At 67.4% G+C, this 17207-nt stretch carries 14 protein-coding genes; 10 read left to right on the forward strand and 4 right to left on the reverse strand.

All coding sequences use genetic code 11. From position 1 onward, the window contains the following. Positions 1-335: 335 nt before the first annotated feature. From IT306_28430 to zwf, 10 genes are all read left to right on the forward strand, one after another. Positions 336-1496, forward strand: coding sequence for an acyl-CoA dehydrogenase family protein (locus tag IT306_28430; protein ID MCC7372374.1), 1161 nt, complete (start codon positions 336-338; stop codon positions 1494-1496). Then, on the forward strand, positions 1483-2811 hold the full coding sequence (locus IT306_28435) for an AMP-binding protein (GenBank protein ID MCC7372375.1): 1329 nt from the start codon (positions 1483-1485) through the stop codon (positions 2809-2811). Before IT306_28430 ends, IT306_28435 begins: the two co-directional genes overlap by 14 nt. After that, on the forward strand, positions 2808-3569 hold the full coding sequence (locus IT306_28440; protein ID MCC7372376.1) for an ABC transporter ATP-binding protein: 762 nt from the start codon (positions 2808-2810) through the stop codon (positions 3567-3569). The genes IT306_28435 and IT306_28440 overlap by 4 nt, the downstream gene beginning before the upstream one ends. Positions 3570-3687: 118 nt before the next feature. Beyond that, positions 3688-4380, forward strand: coding sequence for an ABC transporter permease (locus tag IT306_28445; GenBank protein MCC7372377.1), 693 nt, complete (start codon positions 3688-3690; stop codon positions 4378-4380). Next, positions 4377-5609 (forward strand): ABC transporter substrate-binding protein, encoded by a 1233-nt coding sequence (locus tag IT306_28450; protein ID MCC7372378.1) that lies wholly within the window; start codon positions 4377-4379, stop codon positions 5607-5609. The genes IT306_28445 and IT306_28450 overlap by 4 nt, the downstream gene beginning before the upstream one ends. A 30-nt stretch (positions 5610-5639) precedes the next feature. Next, a complete protein-coding gene (locus tag IT306_28455) occupies positions 5640-6569 on the forward strand; it encodes a VOC family protein (protein ID MCC7372379.1) in 930 nt (309 codons plus the stop codon). 54 nt (positions 6570-6623) lie between these two features. Continuing rightward, positions 6624-7568, forward strand: a complete 945-nt coding sequence (locus tag IT306_28460; protein ID MCC7372380.1) for an LLM class flavin-dependent oxidoreductase — start codon at positions 6624-6626, stop codon at positions 7566-7568. A gap of 27 nt (positions 7569-7595) precedes the next feature. Next, a complete protein-coding gene (locus IT306_28465) occupies positions 7596-8789 on the forward strand; it encodes a thiolase family protein (GenBank protein MCC7372381.1) in 1194 nt (397 codons plus the stop codon). Next, positions 8786-9568 carry a glucose 1-dehydrogenase gene (locus tag IT306_28470; GenBank protein MCC7372382.1) on the forward strand — a complete coding sequence of 261 codons (783 nt, stop codon included), beginning with the start codon at positions 8786-8788 and terminating at the stop codon, positions 9566-9568. The genes IT306_28465 and IT306_28470 overlap by 4 nt, the downstream gene beginning before the upstream one ends. A 554-nt stretch (positions 9569-10122) precedes the next feature. Next, positions 10123-11670: a glucose-6-phosphate dehydrogenase gene (zwf, locus tag IT306_28475; GenBank protein ID MCC7372383.1), complete on the forward strand. Its 1548-nt coding sequence runs from the start codon at positions 10123-10125 to the stop codon at positions 11668-11670. On the opposite strand, the gene IT306_28480 is transcribed toward zwf, so the two are convergent. The 4 genes from IT306_28480 to IT306_28495 form a co-directional block, all read right to left on the reverse strand. Next, positions 11667-13439 (reverse strand): DUF3459 domain-containing protein, encoded by a 1773-nt coding sequence (locus IT306_28480; protein MCC7372384.1) that lies wholly within the window; start codon positions 13437-13439, stop codon positions 11667-11669. The genes zwf and IT306_28480 overlap by 4 nt on opposite strands. A 127-nt stretch (positions 13440-13566) precedes the next feature. Further along, the gene (locus IT306_28485) at positions 13567-13989 is read right to left on the reverse strand and encodes a hypothetical protein (protein ID MCC7372385.1); all 423 of its coding nucleotides are present in this window, start codon (positions 13987-13989) and stop codon (positions 13567-13569) included. A gap of 157 nt (positions 13990-14146) precedes the next feature. Further along, on the reverse strand, positions 14147-15319 hold the full coding sequence (locus IT306_28490) for a mandelate racemase/muconate lactonizing enzyme family protein (GenBank protein MCC7372386.1): 1173 nt from the start codon (positions 15317-15319) through the stop codon (positions 14147-14149). A gap of 389 nt (positions 15320-15708) precedes the next feature. Beyond that, positions 15709-16884 (reverse strand): mandelate racemase/muconate lactonizing enzyme family protein, encoded by a 1176-nt coding sequence (locus IT306_28495; GenBank protein ID MCC7372387.1) that lies wholly within the window; start codon positions 16882-16884, stop codon positions 15709-15711. Positions 16885-17207 lie beyond the last annotated feature (323 nt).

The following is a 17207-nucleotide window of genomic DNA, read 5'->3' on the forward strand; positions in this document are numbered from 1 at the left end:
GTATGCTGAGCGCGTCGTGCCGCCCCGTCGGGGCTTGAAAGCCCCGCCTACCATCCTGCAGTCGCTGCGCGACGCTCCAGTCGCACCGGTGCCGGCCGTTCCCGACGGCCGTCGCGCAGCGACTGAATGCGTGTAGGCGGGGACTTCAGTCCCCGACCGCCCGTTCCATGATGCATCGGGGACACCAATGAACAGGCAATCGCCCTGCCGAAACAGACCCTTGACAGGCATGGGGCGGCCCATTACCCTACGGTGAACGAACGCTCGTTCACCCAGGCATTGTACGGTCTGGCTCGGCGCGCTGTGGCGCCAGATGGGAGCTTCCCTCCACCACCATGCTCGCCAGTACTGTCCCGCAGCTTGACGATCAGCAGCGCCTCTTGCTGGATGTTGTTCGGGATCTCACGGCCCGCGTCATCGTGCCGCGCGCCGAGCAGATCGATGAGACCGGCGAGTTCCCCTGGGACGTGGTAGCCGCTTTCCGCGAGCAGGGCTTACTGGGGATGTCGCTTCCGGAAGCGTACGGTGGCGGCGAGCTTCCTCTCTTCGACACGTGCCTGGTGTATCAGGAGATCGCGGCGACCTGCCTCACCAGCAGCGTGACGCTGGCCGACCAGAAGCTCGCCTCTGACCCGATCATCCGCGGTGGCTCGGCGCAGCTCAAGCAACGCATCCTGCCCACGCTTGCCTCCGGCGAAGTGCTCGGAGCGTTCTCGCTGACAGAGCCAGGCGCGGGGTCGGACATCGCCGCCATCCAGACCCGCGCCGAGCATCGAGGCGACACCTATGTCCTGCGCGGCGCCAAGTGCTTCGTTACCAACGGCAGCGTAGCCGACCTGTACACCGTCTTCGCTCGCACCGGTCCCGGCGCCGGTCGCGAGGGTCTGAGCTGCTTCGTCGTGCCGCGAATGACGCCCGGCCTCTCGGTGGGTCGTATCGAGCGCAAGATGGGCCTGCGCGGCTCGCCGACTGCCGAGATCCTGCTGGATGACTGCGTGGTTCCCGCTGAAAATCTGGTGGGGCAGGAGGGCGACGGCTTCGAGCTTGCCGTCAGCGCGCTGGATCCGGCCCGCATCGTCGTCGCGTTTCAAGCCATCGGGCTGGCCGAGGGGGCGCTCCAACAGGCTGGCAACTACGCCGTTCAGCGCCGGCAGTTCGGCCGTCCGATCATCGACTTTCAGGCGATCCAGTTCATGCTGGCGGACATGGCGATCAAGATCGACGCCTCGCGGTACCTCGCCCATGCGGCCGCCCATGCCTACGATGAGCGGCGTCCGGAGGCCACCCGCCTTGCCGCCGAAGCCAAGACGTTCGCATCGGACACCGCTATGAGCGTCACCACCGACGCCGTCCAGGTGCTCGGCGGGTATGGCTACCTCCGAGACTTCCCAGTCGAGCGGATGATGCGCGACGCCAAGATCCTCCAGATCTTTGACGGTACCAACCAGATCCAGCGGGTCGTGATTGCTCGGGAGCTTGCTCGTGCCTGGCGATAATGCGATCGCGTCGACCGGCGTGACCCTGGCCGACTTCGGCGACGTGATGCGGCTTGAACGGCTACGAGAGCTAGCCGCGACCCACCGGGATTCGCTGCTTGCCGAGCGCCTCGGCGGCGTCGATCTGGGTGGCTCACTCACCGATGCCTGGCCCGCCGTCGCGCCACTCACCAAGGCCGACATCCTCCAGGATCAGCAGCAGAAGCCGCCCTTTGGCAGACGTCTGCTGTCCTCACCCAGGGACGTGACCCTGGTAGTCGAGTCCAGCGGAAGCTCCGGCGGCGAGAAGGAGATCCACGCCCTCTCGCGCGCCGACGAGGATGCTGGCATCGGGATGATGACCGCCGCCATGCGCACCACTGGCCTTGGCCCAGACGATACCGTCGCGCTCACCCTGCCGATCGGGACGGCGGGCGGAGGCTGGAAATTGTGTGCCTGCCTTCGGGCCGCCGGTGCGCTGGTGCTCCGCATCGGCAGCCTGGGGACTGACGAGAAAGTAGAGCGCATGCTCCGCTTCGGCGTCACGGCGCTGGTCGGCACCCCGGTCTATGTGGATCGGCTGGCCGCCGCGCTTGACCAGGCCGGCCACGCGCCCGCCTCGCTCGCCGTGCGCCACATCTACGTAGCCACGCAGGCCGTCACCGAGGCGTGGGTTGCCCGCACCGAGAAGCGCTGGGGCGCTCGTGTCTTCGAATGGTACGGCAACGCCGCTGGCTTCTTCGCGATGACCTGCGGCGAGGGCATCCTGGCGGCGCCGGGGCAGCGTGGGACGCTCCACTGGGATCCATCGTACCAGTTGTTGGAGGTGCTCTCGCCGGAGGGGGCACTGGTTCAGCACGGAGAGCGCGGGGAGATCGTGGGTACTCACCTGATGAACCAGACCGGCCCGCTGGTGCGCTTCGCCACCGGCGACTCTGGCCGATTCGTGCGGGGCGGTGGGTGCCGGTGCGGATCTGCGTGGCCCGGCCTGGAGGCCGGCACCATCCGTCGTCTGGACGCGATGCTGAAGGTGCGCGGCGTCAATCTCTGGCCCGGCACGGTGGAGTCGCTGCTTGTGGAGACCCCGGGGGTTGAGGACTTCTGGGTGATCGTCAGCGCCACGGCAGACGGGCGCGAGGAACTCACCCTGTTCGTGCGGGCGTCCAGCGCGGCGGCGTTCAATCCTGCCGCGCTGGAGCATAGCCTCCGCCAGACGACCGGCTTACGCTTCGACGTACGGCTCTGGGAGCAGGGTGGACCACCCGATGCTTTCCAGACCAACGCCAGTGGCAAGACCCCGCGCTGGATAGACGTGCGACAGCAGGACGGCTCATGACCCTGCCAGTCGCTGAAGCACGTGCGCTGCACGTCCAGGATGTGAGCGTCGAGTTCCACGGTCGGCCGGTGCTGTCTGGCGTGAACCTCGACCTGAACGCGGGCCGGGTCATCTGCCTGGTGGGGCGCAGCGGTTGCGGCAAGACCACGCTGCTGCGGGTGGTGGCTGGCCTCCAGGCGCCGACGTCCGGTCGCGTGGACGTCATCCATCCAGGCCACGCCTCCGGACGCTGGCGTGAGATCGCGATGGTGTTCCAGTCCGACAGCTTGTTCCCCTGGATGACGGCCGAGCAGAACGTGATGTTCGCGATGAGCGCCAGCGGCGCACCGAAGAGCGGCGCGCTGAATCGCGCTCGCTCCGAGCTTGCGCGAGTGGGGCTGGCGGATGCTGGCCACCTCCGACCTCGGCAGCTATCTGGCGGCATGCGTCAACGGGTGAACCTGGCGCGGGCGCTTGCTACAGACCCCCGCATCCTGCTCATGGACGAGCCGTTCTCGGCGCTGGACTATCTGACCCGAGAGGACGTTCAGGACCTCACGGGTCGTCTCATTGCTGACCGCGTGTGCACCGTGATCTTCGTGACCCACGACATCCCAGAGGCGGTGTTCCTCGGCGACGAGATCATGGTGATGACCCAGGAGGCGCGCGGCATCGCCAGCACGATTCGCGCGCCCTGGCCCCGACCGCGTGACCCGGACATCAAACGATCTCATGAATTCCAGCAGATCGTTGCCGACGTGCAGCGGCTCATCCTGTGAGCGTGTAACCATGGAAGAAGCGAGAGTCGAGGCGCAGCCAACCGCTCCCAGGCGACAACTGGCAGCGCCGGGCACGGAGTCGCACGCCTCCTGGATGTGGGGGCTGGTGGGAATTGCCGTGTTCCTGCTGATCTGGGAGCTCGTGGCCCGTTGGGCAGCGAATCCGCTGGCACTGGTGCCACCCTCCCTGGTGGCGCAGAAGGGGGTCACGCTGGTCGGCAATGGCACCCTCTGGCAGCACATCCGCGTGTCCCTCACCGAGTTTCTGGCCGGTATGGGCATCGCGGCCCTGCTGGGCGTGGTGGGCGGCGCGATCATCGGCAGCTCGGCGCGGCTGCGGCAAGCCAGCGAGCCGGTCCTGGCCGCGATCTATGCCACGCCCAGCGTGGCCCTGGCGCCATTGTTCGTGATCTGGCTGGGTTTGGGGCCAGCGTCCAAGATTGCCGTCATCGCGTTCGTGGCGTACTTCCCGATCGTGCTCGCCGTCATTGCGGGTGTTGCGACCGTGGAGCGCACCTACCTCGAGGTAGCACACGTCTACGGCGCGCCCCCGCTGATGCGGTTCACGCACGTGCTGCTGCCGGCCGCGATGCCGGCCGTGCTGTCTGGTCTGCGTCTGGGAGCGGGGCGCGGGGTGCTCGGCGTGGTGCTGGGTGAATTCTTCGGCTCCAGCGCCGGGCTGGGCTACCTCATCCTCATCGCCACACAGTCATTCGACGTCGCGACACTGTTGCTGTGTGTCTCGATCCTGGCCAGCTTCGCCATCGCCGTCAACGGGCTGCTCGCGAACATCGAGAGGAGATTCGCATGAGGCTGCGCGCGTACCCTCGTCTGCCTGGGCGCTTGCCGGGGACTCGGCACCGGCTCGGGAAGGGGCTGTGGACTTCGATGGTGCTCCTGGCGCTCATCGGTCTGGTGAGCGCGTGTTCCTCGGCGCCGGCTCCCACGCCTACTGCCGCAGCCGCCAAGCCGACGGCGGCGCCGGCCGCTGCATCGTCCGCCGCCGCTGCTGCCAGTCCAGCGGCGGCGAGCCCCGCATCTGCCGCCAGCCCGGCCTCGTCGCCTGCAACAAGTGCATCCCCAGCCGCATCCCCGGCGACCGCGGCCAGCCCATCCCCGGCGGCCAAGCCGGCCGCCGCCGTCCCCACTGGTCCCCGCATCTCACTTCAGCTTGGCCTGGCATCCAAACTGGCGGGGCACTGGCCGCTGTGGGTTGCCACCCAGGAAGGCCTCTTCGACCGGGCTGGCATCGACTTCACCACCGTGGTGGTAGACACCGACTCCAAATTGGTCCAGGCACTCCAGAGCAACTCGGTCCAGATCATCACCGGAACCGTGCCGCAGATCCAGAAGGCGAACGCGGTCGGCGCCCAGCTTGTGGGGATCGGCGGGCTACAGAATGCACCGGTCTACCGAATGGTGGGAGCCAGGGGGCTCACCTCCATCAATGAGCTGAACGGCAAGAAGATCGGCGTCTCGGAGACCGAGCTGGGCGTGGACGCATTCGTGGCACGGGCCTGGCTGGAGCAGGTGGGCATCAAGGAAGGCAGCTACACGCTGGTCGGTACTGGCGGAGTTGCCACACGGGTGGCCGCGCTGACCGGCGGCGGCGTCGATGCGACGGTTCTCCCCCCGCCTGGGGATCTCCCGGTGGTGCGACAGGGGTTCAGCGATCTTGGCCTGTCTACCACGTCGATCAAGCACATGCAGTGGACCATGCTGACGGGGAATAAGACGTGGCTGAACGGCAACCGCGAAGCGGTGACTCGACTGCTCGCGGTGTACGTCCAGGCCTCGAAGTGGCTTCACGATCCAGCGAACAAGGAGGCCGCTATCAGGGCGTTGGTGGCCGAGACGAACGCGAAGCCCGAGGACGCAGCGCTCTTCTATCAGCAGCTCGTGGGCGACGGCGCGATCAGCCCTGACGGCAATATCGATCCTGAGGGCTTCGCCATCTGGTCCAGGTTCCTGGACGTGGAGACCGGTGCGCTGCGCTCCCAGGTCTTTGATGGGCAGTATCTGGCGACCGTGGGGAATTAGCGTGAGGATCCAGAGTTCAGGAGCTACCCGATGCGCGTAACAGAACTGCGCGAAGTCTCCCTCGCCGCGGAGCAGATTGATGCAGTGGCAGGGGGCATCGGGGCCGTCACCGGCCATCCCGGCTATGAAGTCCAGGAGGAGCCACTCCCGCCGATCCAGGCCCGTTTCCAGAGCTTCGCGGTGGGCGATCGCTCGATCGCGGTGATGGACAGCATCGGCGAGGGCACGGCCATCAGCCGGTTCCTTGAGCGGCGTGGAGCCGGCGCTTTCTCGATGACATTCGGGGTGGCAGACCTGGACGCGACGGTAGCGCACCTACGGGCAAAGGGCGCGCGCGTGCTCATGGACGAGCCCATCGTGCTCGAGCGTGTCCGATCGGGCTCGCAGCACTTCTCAAAGATCAGGCTGAACTTTGTCGCGCCGTCCAGGGCGACGCATGGACTGGTAGTGGAACTCCAGGAGCTTCACGGCGCTGAGGACGTACCGCTGGCGAACCCTCCCAGCGGCCCGGACGTGCCAGCGGCCCTCAACGAGATCCACTGTGCGGTTCAAGATGTGGACGCTGCCGCTGGAGAACTCTCCGAGTTGTTCGGGCTGGAGGTCGGGCCGGAAGTGGTCCAGGCGCAGCCGCCAGAAGAGGTTCGCTTCCGAAACCTGTACCTGGACGACCGTCCGGTGCTCGCGCTTATCGAGCCGGCAACGGAGACTTCGACGATTGGACGGTTCCTCAATCGCCGGGGTGAGGGCATCTTCTCCATCAGCCTGCGGGTGCCAGACCTGGATGCATACAGCGCGCGAGTCAAGGCAGCCGGCATCGCACTGCTCTTCGACGAGCCGAAGGTGGCCCATGCCACACGTATCGGTTCAGATGCGCTGGCATCGGCCCGTATCAACTGGGTCCGTCCCCAGCCAGCGTCAAATCGCGTCCTCTTCGAGATTCAGGAATATGAGGTGAGCTAGGTGGGTATTCTTGGCGTCGGTGTCTGGCCAGGCGTGGAGCTTCCGTGTCATGCGGTGATCGCGACCGCGCAGGAGGCTGAGCGGCTTGGTCTGCACTCAGTCTGGCTCTCAGAAGCCTACTTCGCACGGGATGCCATCTCGCTCACCGCAGCCATGGCAACCACCACCGAGAAGATCCTGCTGGCCACCGGCGTGGTGAACCCATACACGCGTCATCCCTCGCTGCTGGCGATGACGTTCGCGACCCTGGGGGAGCTTGCGCCCGGGCGGATCATCTACGGCCTGGGCACCAGCGAGCCGAACTGGATGCGGGATCTCGGCTACGACTTCTCGAAGCCCAGGACGGCGGTCATCGAGGCGATGGACGTGTACGAGAAGATGCTGGCCCGCGAGACGGTCACCCTGGAGGGGAAGACCACGCAGGTCCATGATGCGCGCCTGATGTTCCGACCGGAGAAGCAGGTTCCACCAATTGTGCTGGCGGCCATCGGTCCACGGATGTGCGCGCTGGCGCGTGACCGAGCCGCCGGCGTGCTCCTCTCCGTGGGTGGCATTGAGCTGGCGAAGGTCGTCCGCGAGCGGCTCGGGGATGTCTCTCCGGAGTTCACGATCGGAATGACCATCCCGATGGCCGTCGACGACGATCTCAGTGCAGCCGTTGCTCGGGTTCGTCCAACCATTGCCGGACTCGTGTCGGTCCCGGAGGGTGAGGCGATTCTGGAGATGAGCGGCTTCGATCCTGGCCTCGCCACTGACCTCCGTGCGTCAATCGCCCGTGATGGCTTCCGCGAGGGGATCAAGGCGCTGCCAGATGAGGTCGTCATCGCACTGACAGCAGTGGGCACGGAAAGCGCCTGTCTGGACCGCATCGAGGAGTTCTGCGCGGCGGGTGTGAATCTCCCGATCATGCAGGTCGGCAAGCACGAGCCCCACGCCGCGCTGCAGGTGATGAAGCTCGCCCAGGACAGGTTGTGCTCGACGAGCTCGGCGGTGCTGTGAAGGGGCCAGACCGCCAGCCATGCCGCCATGGGTAGCGCGACCATTGCCGCTGCCGCGATGACCCGCTTCGCGAAGCAGCCGGACGCCTCCCTGAAGTCGCTCACCGCGGAAGCCGTTCGTGGCGTGATGATGGCGGCTGGCCTGGAGCCGGGCCAGATTCAGGCGGTGTACTTCGCCAACGCGGTGGCAGGCATGCTGTCTGGCCAGGAGATGATCCGGGGTCAGGTCGCCCTGTCTGGCCTTGGCTTCGAGCACGTGCCGGTCTTCAACGTCGAGAACGCCTGTGCATCTGGCTCGACCGCGTTCTTTCTGGCATGCCAGGCGGTCCAATCCGGTGCCTGCGATGCCGCGCTCGTGGTCGGTGCAGAGAAGCTGACGCACCCAGATAAGGACGCCACCTTCCGAGCGATTGGGACGGCACTGGATGTGGAGTCGACAGCAAATCTGCCTGCGGGGCGCTCGCCATTCATGGACGTCTATGCCGAGATGACGCGTGCATACATGGAGCGTACCGGAGCCACTGCGCGGGATTTTGCAGCGGTGGCGGCGAAGAACCAGTACCACGGGAGCCTGAATCCGCTCGCTCAGTACGGCGGCATCGTCACTGCCGAGGATGTGCTGGCCTCGCGGCCAATCGTGCCGCCATTGACGCTCTTGATGTGCGCCCCGATCACTGATGGCGCCGCTGCGCTGGTGGTGGTGGGCGATGTGCTGGCGCGTAAGCTCGACGCTGCTGGCGTCATAGTCAACGCTACAGCGCTGACGTCGGGGCTGTCCACGTCGCCAGCGGCCGGTTCGCCAGCGGCCGGTTCCTCCAGCGTTGCGAGGCTGGCCGCCATGCAGGCCTACGAGCGAGCGGGCCTGGGGCCGGGCGACGTCGATATTGTGGAAGTGCATGACGCGACGGCCCCGGCCGAGCTGATGGCGCTCGAAGACGTGGGGCTCGCACCAGCGGGAGCGGCGCTGGCCCTCCTCGCCTCGGGCCAGACTCGGCTCGGTGGGCGTCTTCCAGTGAATCCGAGCGGGGGACTCCTGGCGCGAGGCCATCCGCTCGCGGCGACGGGCATCGCGCAGCTCTGCGAGCTGACCTGGCAGCTTCAGGGGCGGGCGGGCGCCCGCCAGGTAGCTGGCGCTCGCGTGGCGCTGGCCGAGAACAGCGGCGGCTGGCTCGGACACGATGCCGCGGTTGGCGCAGTCCACATCCTGAGCCGTGCGACGTGACGCCGTCAGCCAGTCAGCTTTTCGATCTGTCCCACGCGGTGAGCATCGTGACCGGCGGCTCGCGCGGGCTTGGGCTGGCGCTGGCATTGGCGCTCGGAAAGGCTGGCTCATCCATCATCATCACCGGGCGGCGCAAAGCCTGGCTCGAAGAGGCCGAGCGATCGCTGTTTGAGCAGGGTGTGAACGCGCGCGCCATCGTGGCCGATGCGGCTGATCCCGATGACGCCGGCAGGGTCGTCGACGCAGCGGTCGATCGCTTCGGCCGGATCGATGTACTGGTGAACAATGCCGGCATCACGTGGGGCGCTCCGTTCCTGGAGATGCCGCTCGACCGATGGCGGGCTGTCCTGGATACCAATGTCACCTCGATGTTCCTGATGAGCCAGGCGTTCGCGAGGTACCTGATCGGGCAAGGTCAACCAGGTCGCATCATCAACCTGGCGTCGGTGTATGGGCTGGTGGGCGGTCACGCCGCGACCATCGATGCCGTGGGCTACTCCGCCAGCAAGGGCGCCATCGTATCGCTCACGCGCGATCTCGCCGTGAAGCTCGCTCCGCATGGCATCCTGGTGAACGCGCTCGCCCCTTCGTTCTTTCCGACGCGCATGACTCGGAGTACCCTCGACGAGCATGCCGAAGCGATCCTCGCTGAACTGCCCCTCGGGCGACTCCCTGAGATGGACGAGATCGGTGGATCCGCTGTGTTCCTGGCTTCACGTGCCGCCAGCTACATCACGGGTCAGGTGCTGGCGATTGACGGTGGCTTGACGGCGCACTAAGTGCGCGGTTCGAGGCTTCCACACCGGTGCCGTCGCCACCGGATCCCTGGACTCGTACTGGCCGATCCGCCCCGTATGCTTGCTGAGCACCTGCACGTCAGGCGTCGAGCAGGGGGCGTGGTGAGCGTGCCGTCGTAGGACGGCTGCAGGGCCGAGCGGGCGTTCGGGCAGGCCCCGCTGCAGCGGGACGGGCGGCGGCCGCCGAACTCACCGCCCACGTCGACATCCTCTCCGCACGCGCTGACGCGGCAGTTGACGGTCAGCGGGTGAGGTCCTTCGCTGCGCTCAGGATGACATGGAGGCTGCAGGTTTGCTACGAGCTGAAAGCGCGCGTCAGCCGATACGCTCCCACGGCCCACGGCCCACGGCCCACGGTCTACGACCCACGGCCCACGGCCCACGGTCTACAACCTACGACCCACGACCCACGACCCACGGTCCACGACCTACGACCTACGCCACGGTCCATCACCCATACTGAGTGGTCGCGGTCCCCGCACTCCTGCTAGTCTGCCCAGACACCCGTCTACTCTGGAGGCCTTCCGGTGGTCACGATGCTTGCGGCGACGAACCCCCTCCGCGAGGGTCTCCGAACTGAGCTCTCCGCAGAGCCCTGTGTCGTCGTCATCTTCGGCGCGACCGGTGACCTGACCCATCGCAAGCTGATCCCTGCGCTGTACCACCTGGCCGCTGACCGCCGACTGCCGGCCGGCTCGGCGCTCGTCGGGTTCGCACGGCGTCCCTGGGGCAACGATGGCTTCCGAGATCGCACCCTCGACGCCGCGAAGGAGAGCACCGGCGACACATTCCGCCCATCGGTGGCACAGCGCTTCGCGGACGCGATCCGCTACGTGCAGGCCTCGTTCGAGGATCCCGAGGGCTACCACGAGCTGAAGCGCATCTGCGACGAGCTGGACGCCACGCGCGGCACCCGGGGCAACCGGCTCTACTACCTCGCCACCGCGCCGAACGCCTACTCCACCATCATCCAGCGCCTCGGCGAGGCCGGCCTCGTCTCGCCGACGGGGCAGAACGGCGCACACGGCGGCTGGACCCGCATCGTCGTCGAGAAGCCGTTCGGGACGGATCTGGCCACTGCCCGGCAGCTCAACGAAGAGCTGGCGACGGTCTTCCAGGAGGAGCAGGTCTACCGCATCGACCACTACCTCGGGAAAGAGACCGTCCAGAACATCATGGCGTTCCGCTTCGCCAACAGCATCTGGGAGTCGATCTGGAATCGCCAGCACATCGACCACGTCCAGATCACGGTGGCGGAGTCGCTGGGCGTCGAAGGGCGCGGCCCCTACTACGAAGAGTCCGGCGCGCTCAGGGACATGGTGGCGAACCACATCCTCCAGGTGCTCTCGCTGGTGGCGATGGAGCCGCCCGTTGCCCTCGACCCTGACGCCGTCCGCGACGAGAAGGTCAAGGTGCTCCGGGCGATCCACCCCCTGAATACCGCCGAGGTGGCGCGGCGCACGGTGCGCGGCCAGTACGGCCCCGGGGCCATCGACGGCATCGCCGTGCCGGGCTACCGCGAGGAGGACCGCGTCTCGCCGGACTCGTACACCGAGACGTTCGTGGCGATCAAGCTGCTGATCGACAACTGGCGCTGGGCCGGCGTGCCGTTCTACCTGCGCCACGGCAAGCGCCTGCCGAAGCGCTCCTCCGAGATCTCGATCCGCTTCAAGCCGACGCCGCAGCTGCTGTTTGGCATGGGCGACGCCGGCCGCCAGCGCCCCAACGTGCTGACGCTCCGCATCCAGCCAGACGAGGGGATCGCGCTGCGCTTCGGCTCGAAGGTGCCGGGGCCGGGCATGCACATCCGCTCGGTGCTGATGGACTTCCGCTTCGGCACCTCGTTCGGGCGGCAGACGGCGGACGCCTACGAGCGGCTGATCCTCGACGCGATGCAGGGCGACTCGACGCTCTTCACCCGCCGCGACGAGACAGAGGCGGCCTGGACCATCGTCACGTCGATTCTCGAGGGCTGGCAGCACCTGCCGCCACCGGAGTTCTCGAACTACGAGGCCGGCACCTGGGGTCCGCGCGCCGCCCGCGACCTGCTGGCCCGCGAGGGCCGCGCCTGGGCCAGACTCTAGACCAGCCAGCGCACCCCGTACGGCGCCAGCGTCACCGAGTTGCTCGCCGCCACCATCTCGCCGGCCAGGAGGTCGCGCAGCGGCTCCGCGCCTGTTGGGCCGAGACGTGAGAGATCGACGGTCAGCGGACCACCCGTCACGTTGTGGAGCGCCAGCACCGTCTGCCCGTCCGCCGGGCCGCGTCGCAGCGCGAACAGCCCCGGCCCGAGATCGAGCACCTGCTGCGGCGCGGACGGGCTGAAGGCCGGCTGCGCTCGCCGCGTCGTCAGCAGGTGGCGGTAGCCCGCGAACACCCGCGCCGTCTCGGAGCCTGGATCGGCCAGCCACCGCTCGACATCGGACAACGGCAGCCGCGCGTGGTTGAGGTCGCGCTTCCAGCCCGAGCGCTCGAACCCTGCCCGATCGTGGTGGCTGCCGAACAACGAGTGGACGTAGATGCCCGGCACCCCGGCCAGCGCCAGCATGATCGCCTGCGAGCAGAGGAAACGGTCGCGCTTCACCTCCCACGGCTCCGCCAGGTCGCCCGGGTCCGAGAGGATGTCGAACAGCGTCCCATTCAGCTCGTAGGGGCTCTCCGAGCCGTCCGGGTTCGTCTTGTACGAGACCTGCCCACCGTGCGCGACCACCCGGTCGGCCAGGGCCTGGACCTCCGCTTCGGTCAGGATGCCGCGCGCCGGTATCACCCCCACGCCGTCATGGGACGCCTCGAAGTTGAAGAACGTGGTGTCGTCGGAGGGGGTCTCCAGGGAGGCGGCCCACCCCGTCAGCGTGCCGGCGTCGCCCGTCGCGAGGCTGTGCAGCACCAGCGGGGCCAGCGGGAACTGGTAGACCATCTGGGCCTCGTCGTGGCCGTCCCCAAAGTAGGCCACATTGTCGGCGTGTGGCACGTTCGTCTCGGTGACGATCGCCACGCCCGGGGCGACATCGTCCAGCACATCGCGGAACAGCTTGACGATCTCGTGGGTCCGCGGCAGGTGGATGCAGGACGTGCCGATCTCCTTCCAGAGATACCCGACGGCGTCCATCCGCAGCAGGGTCGCCCCACGCTCGACGTAGCTCAGCATCACCTCGACGATGCGCAGCAGGAGGGCCGGGTTGGCGTAGTTCAGATCGACCTGATCGGCGCTGAAGGTCGTCCAGACGTGGAGGGGTCCGTTCGCGGTCTGCACCTGGGTCAGGAGCGGCGTCGTGCGCGGCCGGGTGACGCCCCGCAAGTCGGCGGCCGGGTCGGTGACGATGAAGTACTCGTCGTAGGGCGGCTCGCCACGCAGGAACGCCTGAAACCAAGGTCCTTCCGCCGACACGTGGTTCACGACGAAGTCAAACATCAGCGGGAAGCGCCGGCCCAGCGCCTCGACATCCTCCCAGGAGCCAAGCTCCGGGTTCACCTGCTGGTAGTCGATGACGGAGAAGCCGTAGTCCGACGAGTAGGGGAAGAACGGCAGGATGTGGACGGTGGAGAGGACGCCGTCCAGGTGGCGCTCGGCGAAGGCCCGCAGGGCGGCCAGCGGGGTCCGTGGCTCCTCCGACCCCGGCGATGTGCCTGGCAGTGTAGCTGGAAGAAGGGTGTCGCCGTAGGTGATGAGCAGGGCATCAGCCTGGGTGAAGCGCTGCCCGCTAACGCCGGCTTTCACGCCAGCGGGCGCGGTGAAGCGGTCCAACTGCGCCGCCAACGCCCCGAACGCCGCGTCCCCACGCTCCTGGCCGTAGAGGAACCGCAGCCGCTGCTGCATGCGATCTCGGGGGGCGGGGCGCGCGGACAGCGACATGGCGATCTCCCGGCAACGATGCTCGTCCGATCCTGCCCACAGTGTGCCAGACGGCAGACGCGCGAAGACGCCCCGGCCGGATCTGGCCGGGGCGTCTCTCTGTCCTGAACGGTCAAGGAGCAGCGCGCTAGCGGACCTTCGTCAGCTTGTAGACGCCGGTGATGTCGCCATCGCCGTTGGTGGTGATGAACTGAACCAGGCCACGCTCGGCGGGCTTCAGGCCGACGACCGTTGCGCCGTTCGGGAAGACCCCGCCGATGGCCTCATCCGCCTTGGCGATCAGGCCACCGCCCGGCAGGCGGTCAACGGCGGCGTAGCGGGCGGCATGGCGGCCGGACTGGTTGTCCCAGGTGACCTCGACCCCACCACAGGCGTTGACTTCGATGTAGGCTGGCAGATCGGGCGCGAAGTAGGCGCCGGCCATGTCATAGGTCGGAGTCGAGGTGTTGTAGCAGATGGGCGCATCGACCGGGGCCGCGGCCGCCGACCCGATGCTCGCGACCGAAAGAACCGCGCCAAACGCCAGTGCCAGGAAGGTTGCCCGCTTCATGATGTCCTGCCCCTCTCGTGTGTCCCGTCTCGTCTGAGCCGCGCTGTCGTGGCTCGTCTGAGGGGAATACACGGAGGCGCAGGGGGTTCTCGCAGCAGCACGGCGAAGTGTCAAGCAGATGACACATCGCCGCGTCGGAGAGGGCCGGGATCAGGGCCTACTTCGGCCAGGGGTGTGCGCGCAGCACGTCCTCGTTGATCGCCGAGCCCCAGCCGGGGCCGCTCGGCACCGAGATGTAGCCGTTCTCGATGGTCGGCGGCACCGTCATCAGCTCCGTCTTCCAGGCCACGTCGTCGATGTCGATCTCCATGATCTTGACGTTCGGAAGCGTCCCACAGAACTGCGCCGAGATGATGTCGGCCATGTGGCTGTAGTAGTTGTGCGGGGCGATGTTGATCTCGTAAGCCTCGGCCATGTCGGCCACGCGCTTGCCCTGAATCCAGCCGTTCCAGGGCAGATCGATGATGCAGACATCCATCGCGTGCTGCTCGAGGAACGGGCGGTACTGCTTCGTCGTGCAGAGGCTCTCGCAGGAGGCGATGGGCGTGCTGGTCGAGTCCTTGATCTGGCGCAGCGCGACCGGATCCCAGTTGTCGTACTCGACCCACTGCATGTTGAACTGCTCGAGCAGCTTGGTGATCCGCTGCACGCCGTCCGTGCGGAAGTTGTAGTTGAGGTCCAGCGCGATGCCGACGTTCGGGCCGACGGCGTCGCGGAACGTGCCGATCAGCTTCTCGGTCCGATTCAGGATCTCCGCCGAGACGGTGCCGTCCGTGCCTGAGCTGTCGAGCGCGAAGCCCGGCGAGTAGACATCGGCAGGGTCGCCCGGGATCACGATGTTGGTCTTGAGCGCCGTGAAGCCCCGCGCCACGACCTCCTTCCCGAGCGCCGTGATATCGTCGTAGGAGCGCAGCGGCGGCGTCCCAAGCGCCTCCCAGCTGCGGGCGCGGGTGGTGCCGCAGTGGGACCAGTAGAGGCGCATCTTCTCGCGCATCGGGCCGCCGTGCAGCTCGCAGACGGAGACGCCGAGCGCCCGGGCCTTGATGTCCCACAAGGCCAGCTCGATGCCGGCCATCGCGCGGCTGGCCGAGCCGCCCAGGTGCTGCCGGGCGATCCGGTACATCGTCCAGTACGCCTTCTCGACGTGCCGGGGATCGGTGCCGATCAGCGCGCCGGCGAAATCGTCCACGGCAGCGGCCACCGAGCGTGGCATCCGTCCATCGCTGCACTCACCCCACCCGACGAGGCCGTCGTCCGTCTCGACCTTGACGAACACCCACGGCCGCCAGCCGGCATCGCACAGGAACGCTTCGATCTTCGCGATCTTCATCGATCTCTCCCCCTCAGTGGGCTTCTCGTCCGCAAAGTTGAACGCGATTGGGCGGCCGTCGCGACCGGCACGAGTCGGCGGCCTCTCGTCATCTGGGATGAAGCAAGCAACGTAGACACCCTCCCGTCATCCCGACCGCCGCGAGGAACGCCGTCACCCCTCGTCATCCCGACCGCGGCGAGGAACGAGCGAAGTGGAGGGATCTTCCTTCCAAGCCACGACGGGGAAGATCCCTCGACTGCGTTCGCAAGGCTTGCCCTGAGCCTGCCGAATGGGTCACTCCGCTCGGGATGACGGTCAGGGCGTGCGCCGCGCCTGCTCTGAGACTGTCGGATAGGCTCACTCCGCTTGGGAAAAAGCAATAGCATGAGCTTCATCATGGCTGGGGGCTATCGCCGGGGCCACGGGTGCGCCCGCAACGCCTCTTCGTCGAGCGCCAGCCCCCAGCCCGGCCCCGACGGCGCCTGGACATAGCCGTGCTCGATGGTCGGCGGGACCGTCACCAGATCGCGCTTCCAGGGCACGTCGTCGATCTCGATCTCCATGATCTTGACGTTCGGCAGCGTCCCGCAGAACTGCGCCGCGATGGCGTCCGCCAGGTGGCTGTAGTGGTTGTGCGGGGCGATGTTGATCTCGTAGGCCTCGGCCATGTCGGCCACACGCTTGCCCTGAATCCAGCCGTTCCAGGGCAGGTCGATGATGCAGACGTCCATCGCGTGCTGCTCGAAGTAGGGGCGGAACTGCTTCGAGGTGATCAGGCTCTCGCAGGAGGCGATGGGCGTGCTGGTCGAGTCCTTGACCTGCCGCAGCGCGGCCGGGTCCCACATGTCGCACTCGATCCACTGCATCCGGAACGGCTCCAGCAGCTTGCCGATCCGCTGCAACCCATCCGTCTTGAAATTGTAGTTCAGGTCGAGCGCGATGCCGACATCCGGCCCGACCGCCTCGCGGAACGTGCCGATCAGCCGCTCGATGCGGTCCAGCGTCTGGGCCGTGACGACGCCTTCCTGGTTCTCGCCGGAGCGGTCGAAGCCCGGCGAGTAGACGACGGCCGGGTCGCCCGGGATCACGATGTTCGTCTTGAGGGCCGTGAACCCCCGCGCCACGACCTCCCGCCCGAGCGTGGATATGTCGTCGTAGGTGCGGATCGGGGGCGTGCCGGCCTGCTGCCAGTTGGTGGCGCGCACCGTGCCGCAGTGCGACCAGTAAACACGCTGACGGTCGCGGAGCGGGCCGCCGTGCAGCTCGGACACCGAGACGCCGAGCGCCCGCGCTTTGATGTCCCAGAGCGCCAGCTCGATGCCGGCCATCGCGCGGTGCGCCGAGCCGCCGAGATGCTGGCGGCTGATGCGGTACATCAGCCAGTAGAGCCGCTCGACGTGGCGCGGATCCTCGCCGAGCAGGTACGGCGTGAAGTCCAGAACCGCCCCCGCCAGAGCGCGTGGCATCCGGCCATCGCTGCACTCGCCCCACCCGACGAGGCCGTCGTCCGTCTCGACCTTCACAAAGACCCAGGCGCGCCAGCCGGCGTCGCAGAGGAAGGTCTCGATGCTGGCAATCTTCATAGTGCTCCTCGTTGAGGCCCGTGTCCCGGGAAGATGGTAGCCCGGCCCGCCCCTCACGCCAGGGCAATTGCATGTTCGCTGGTGTCCCCGAAGCGCGACGAGGCGCGCAGTCGGGGGTTGAAACCCCCGCCTACAGTCACGCCGTCGCTGCGCGACGGCCGTCGGGAGAGGCCCATGTCCCGGGAAGATGGTAGCCCGGCCCGCCCCTCACGCCAGGGCAATTGCATGTTCGCTGGTGTTCCCGAAGCATCATGGAACGGGCGGTCGGGGACTGAAGTCCCCGCCTACAGTCATTCAGTCGCTGCGCGACGGCCGTCGGGAAC

Source organism: Chloroflexota bacterium (genome assembly GCA_020850535.1).
Lineage (GTDB): Bacteria > Chloroflexota > UBA6077 > UBA6077 > JACCZL01 > JADZEM01.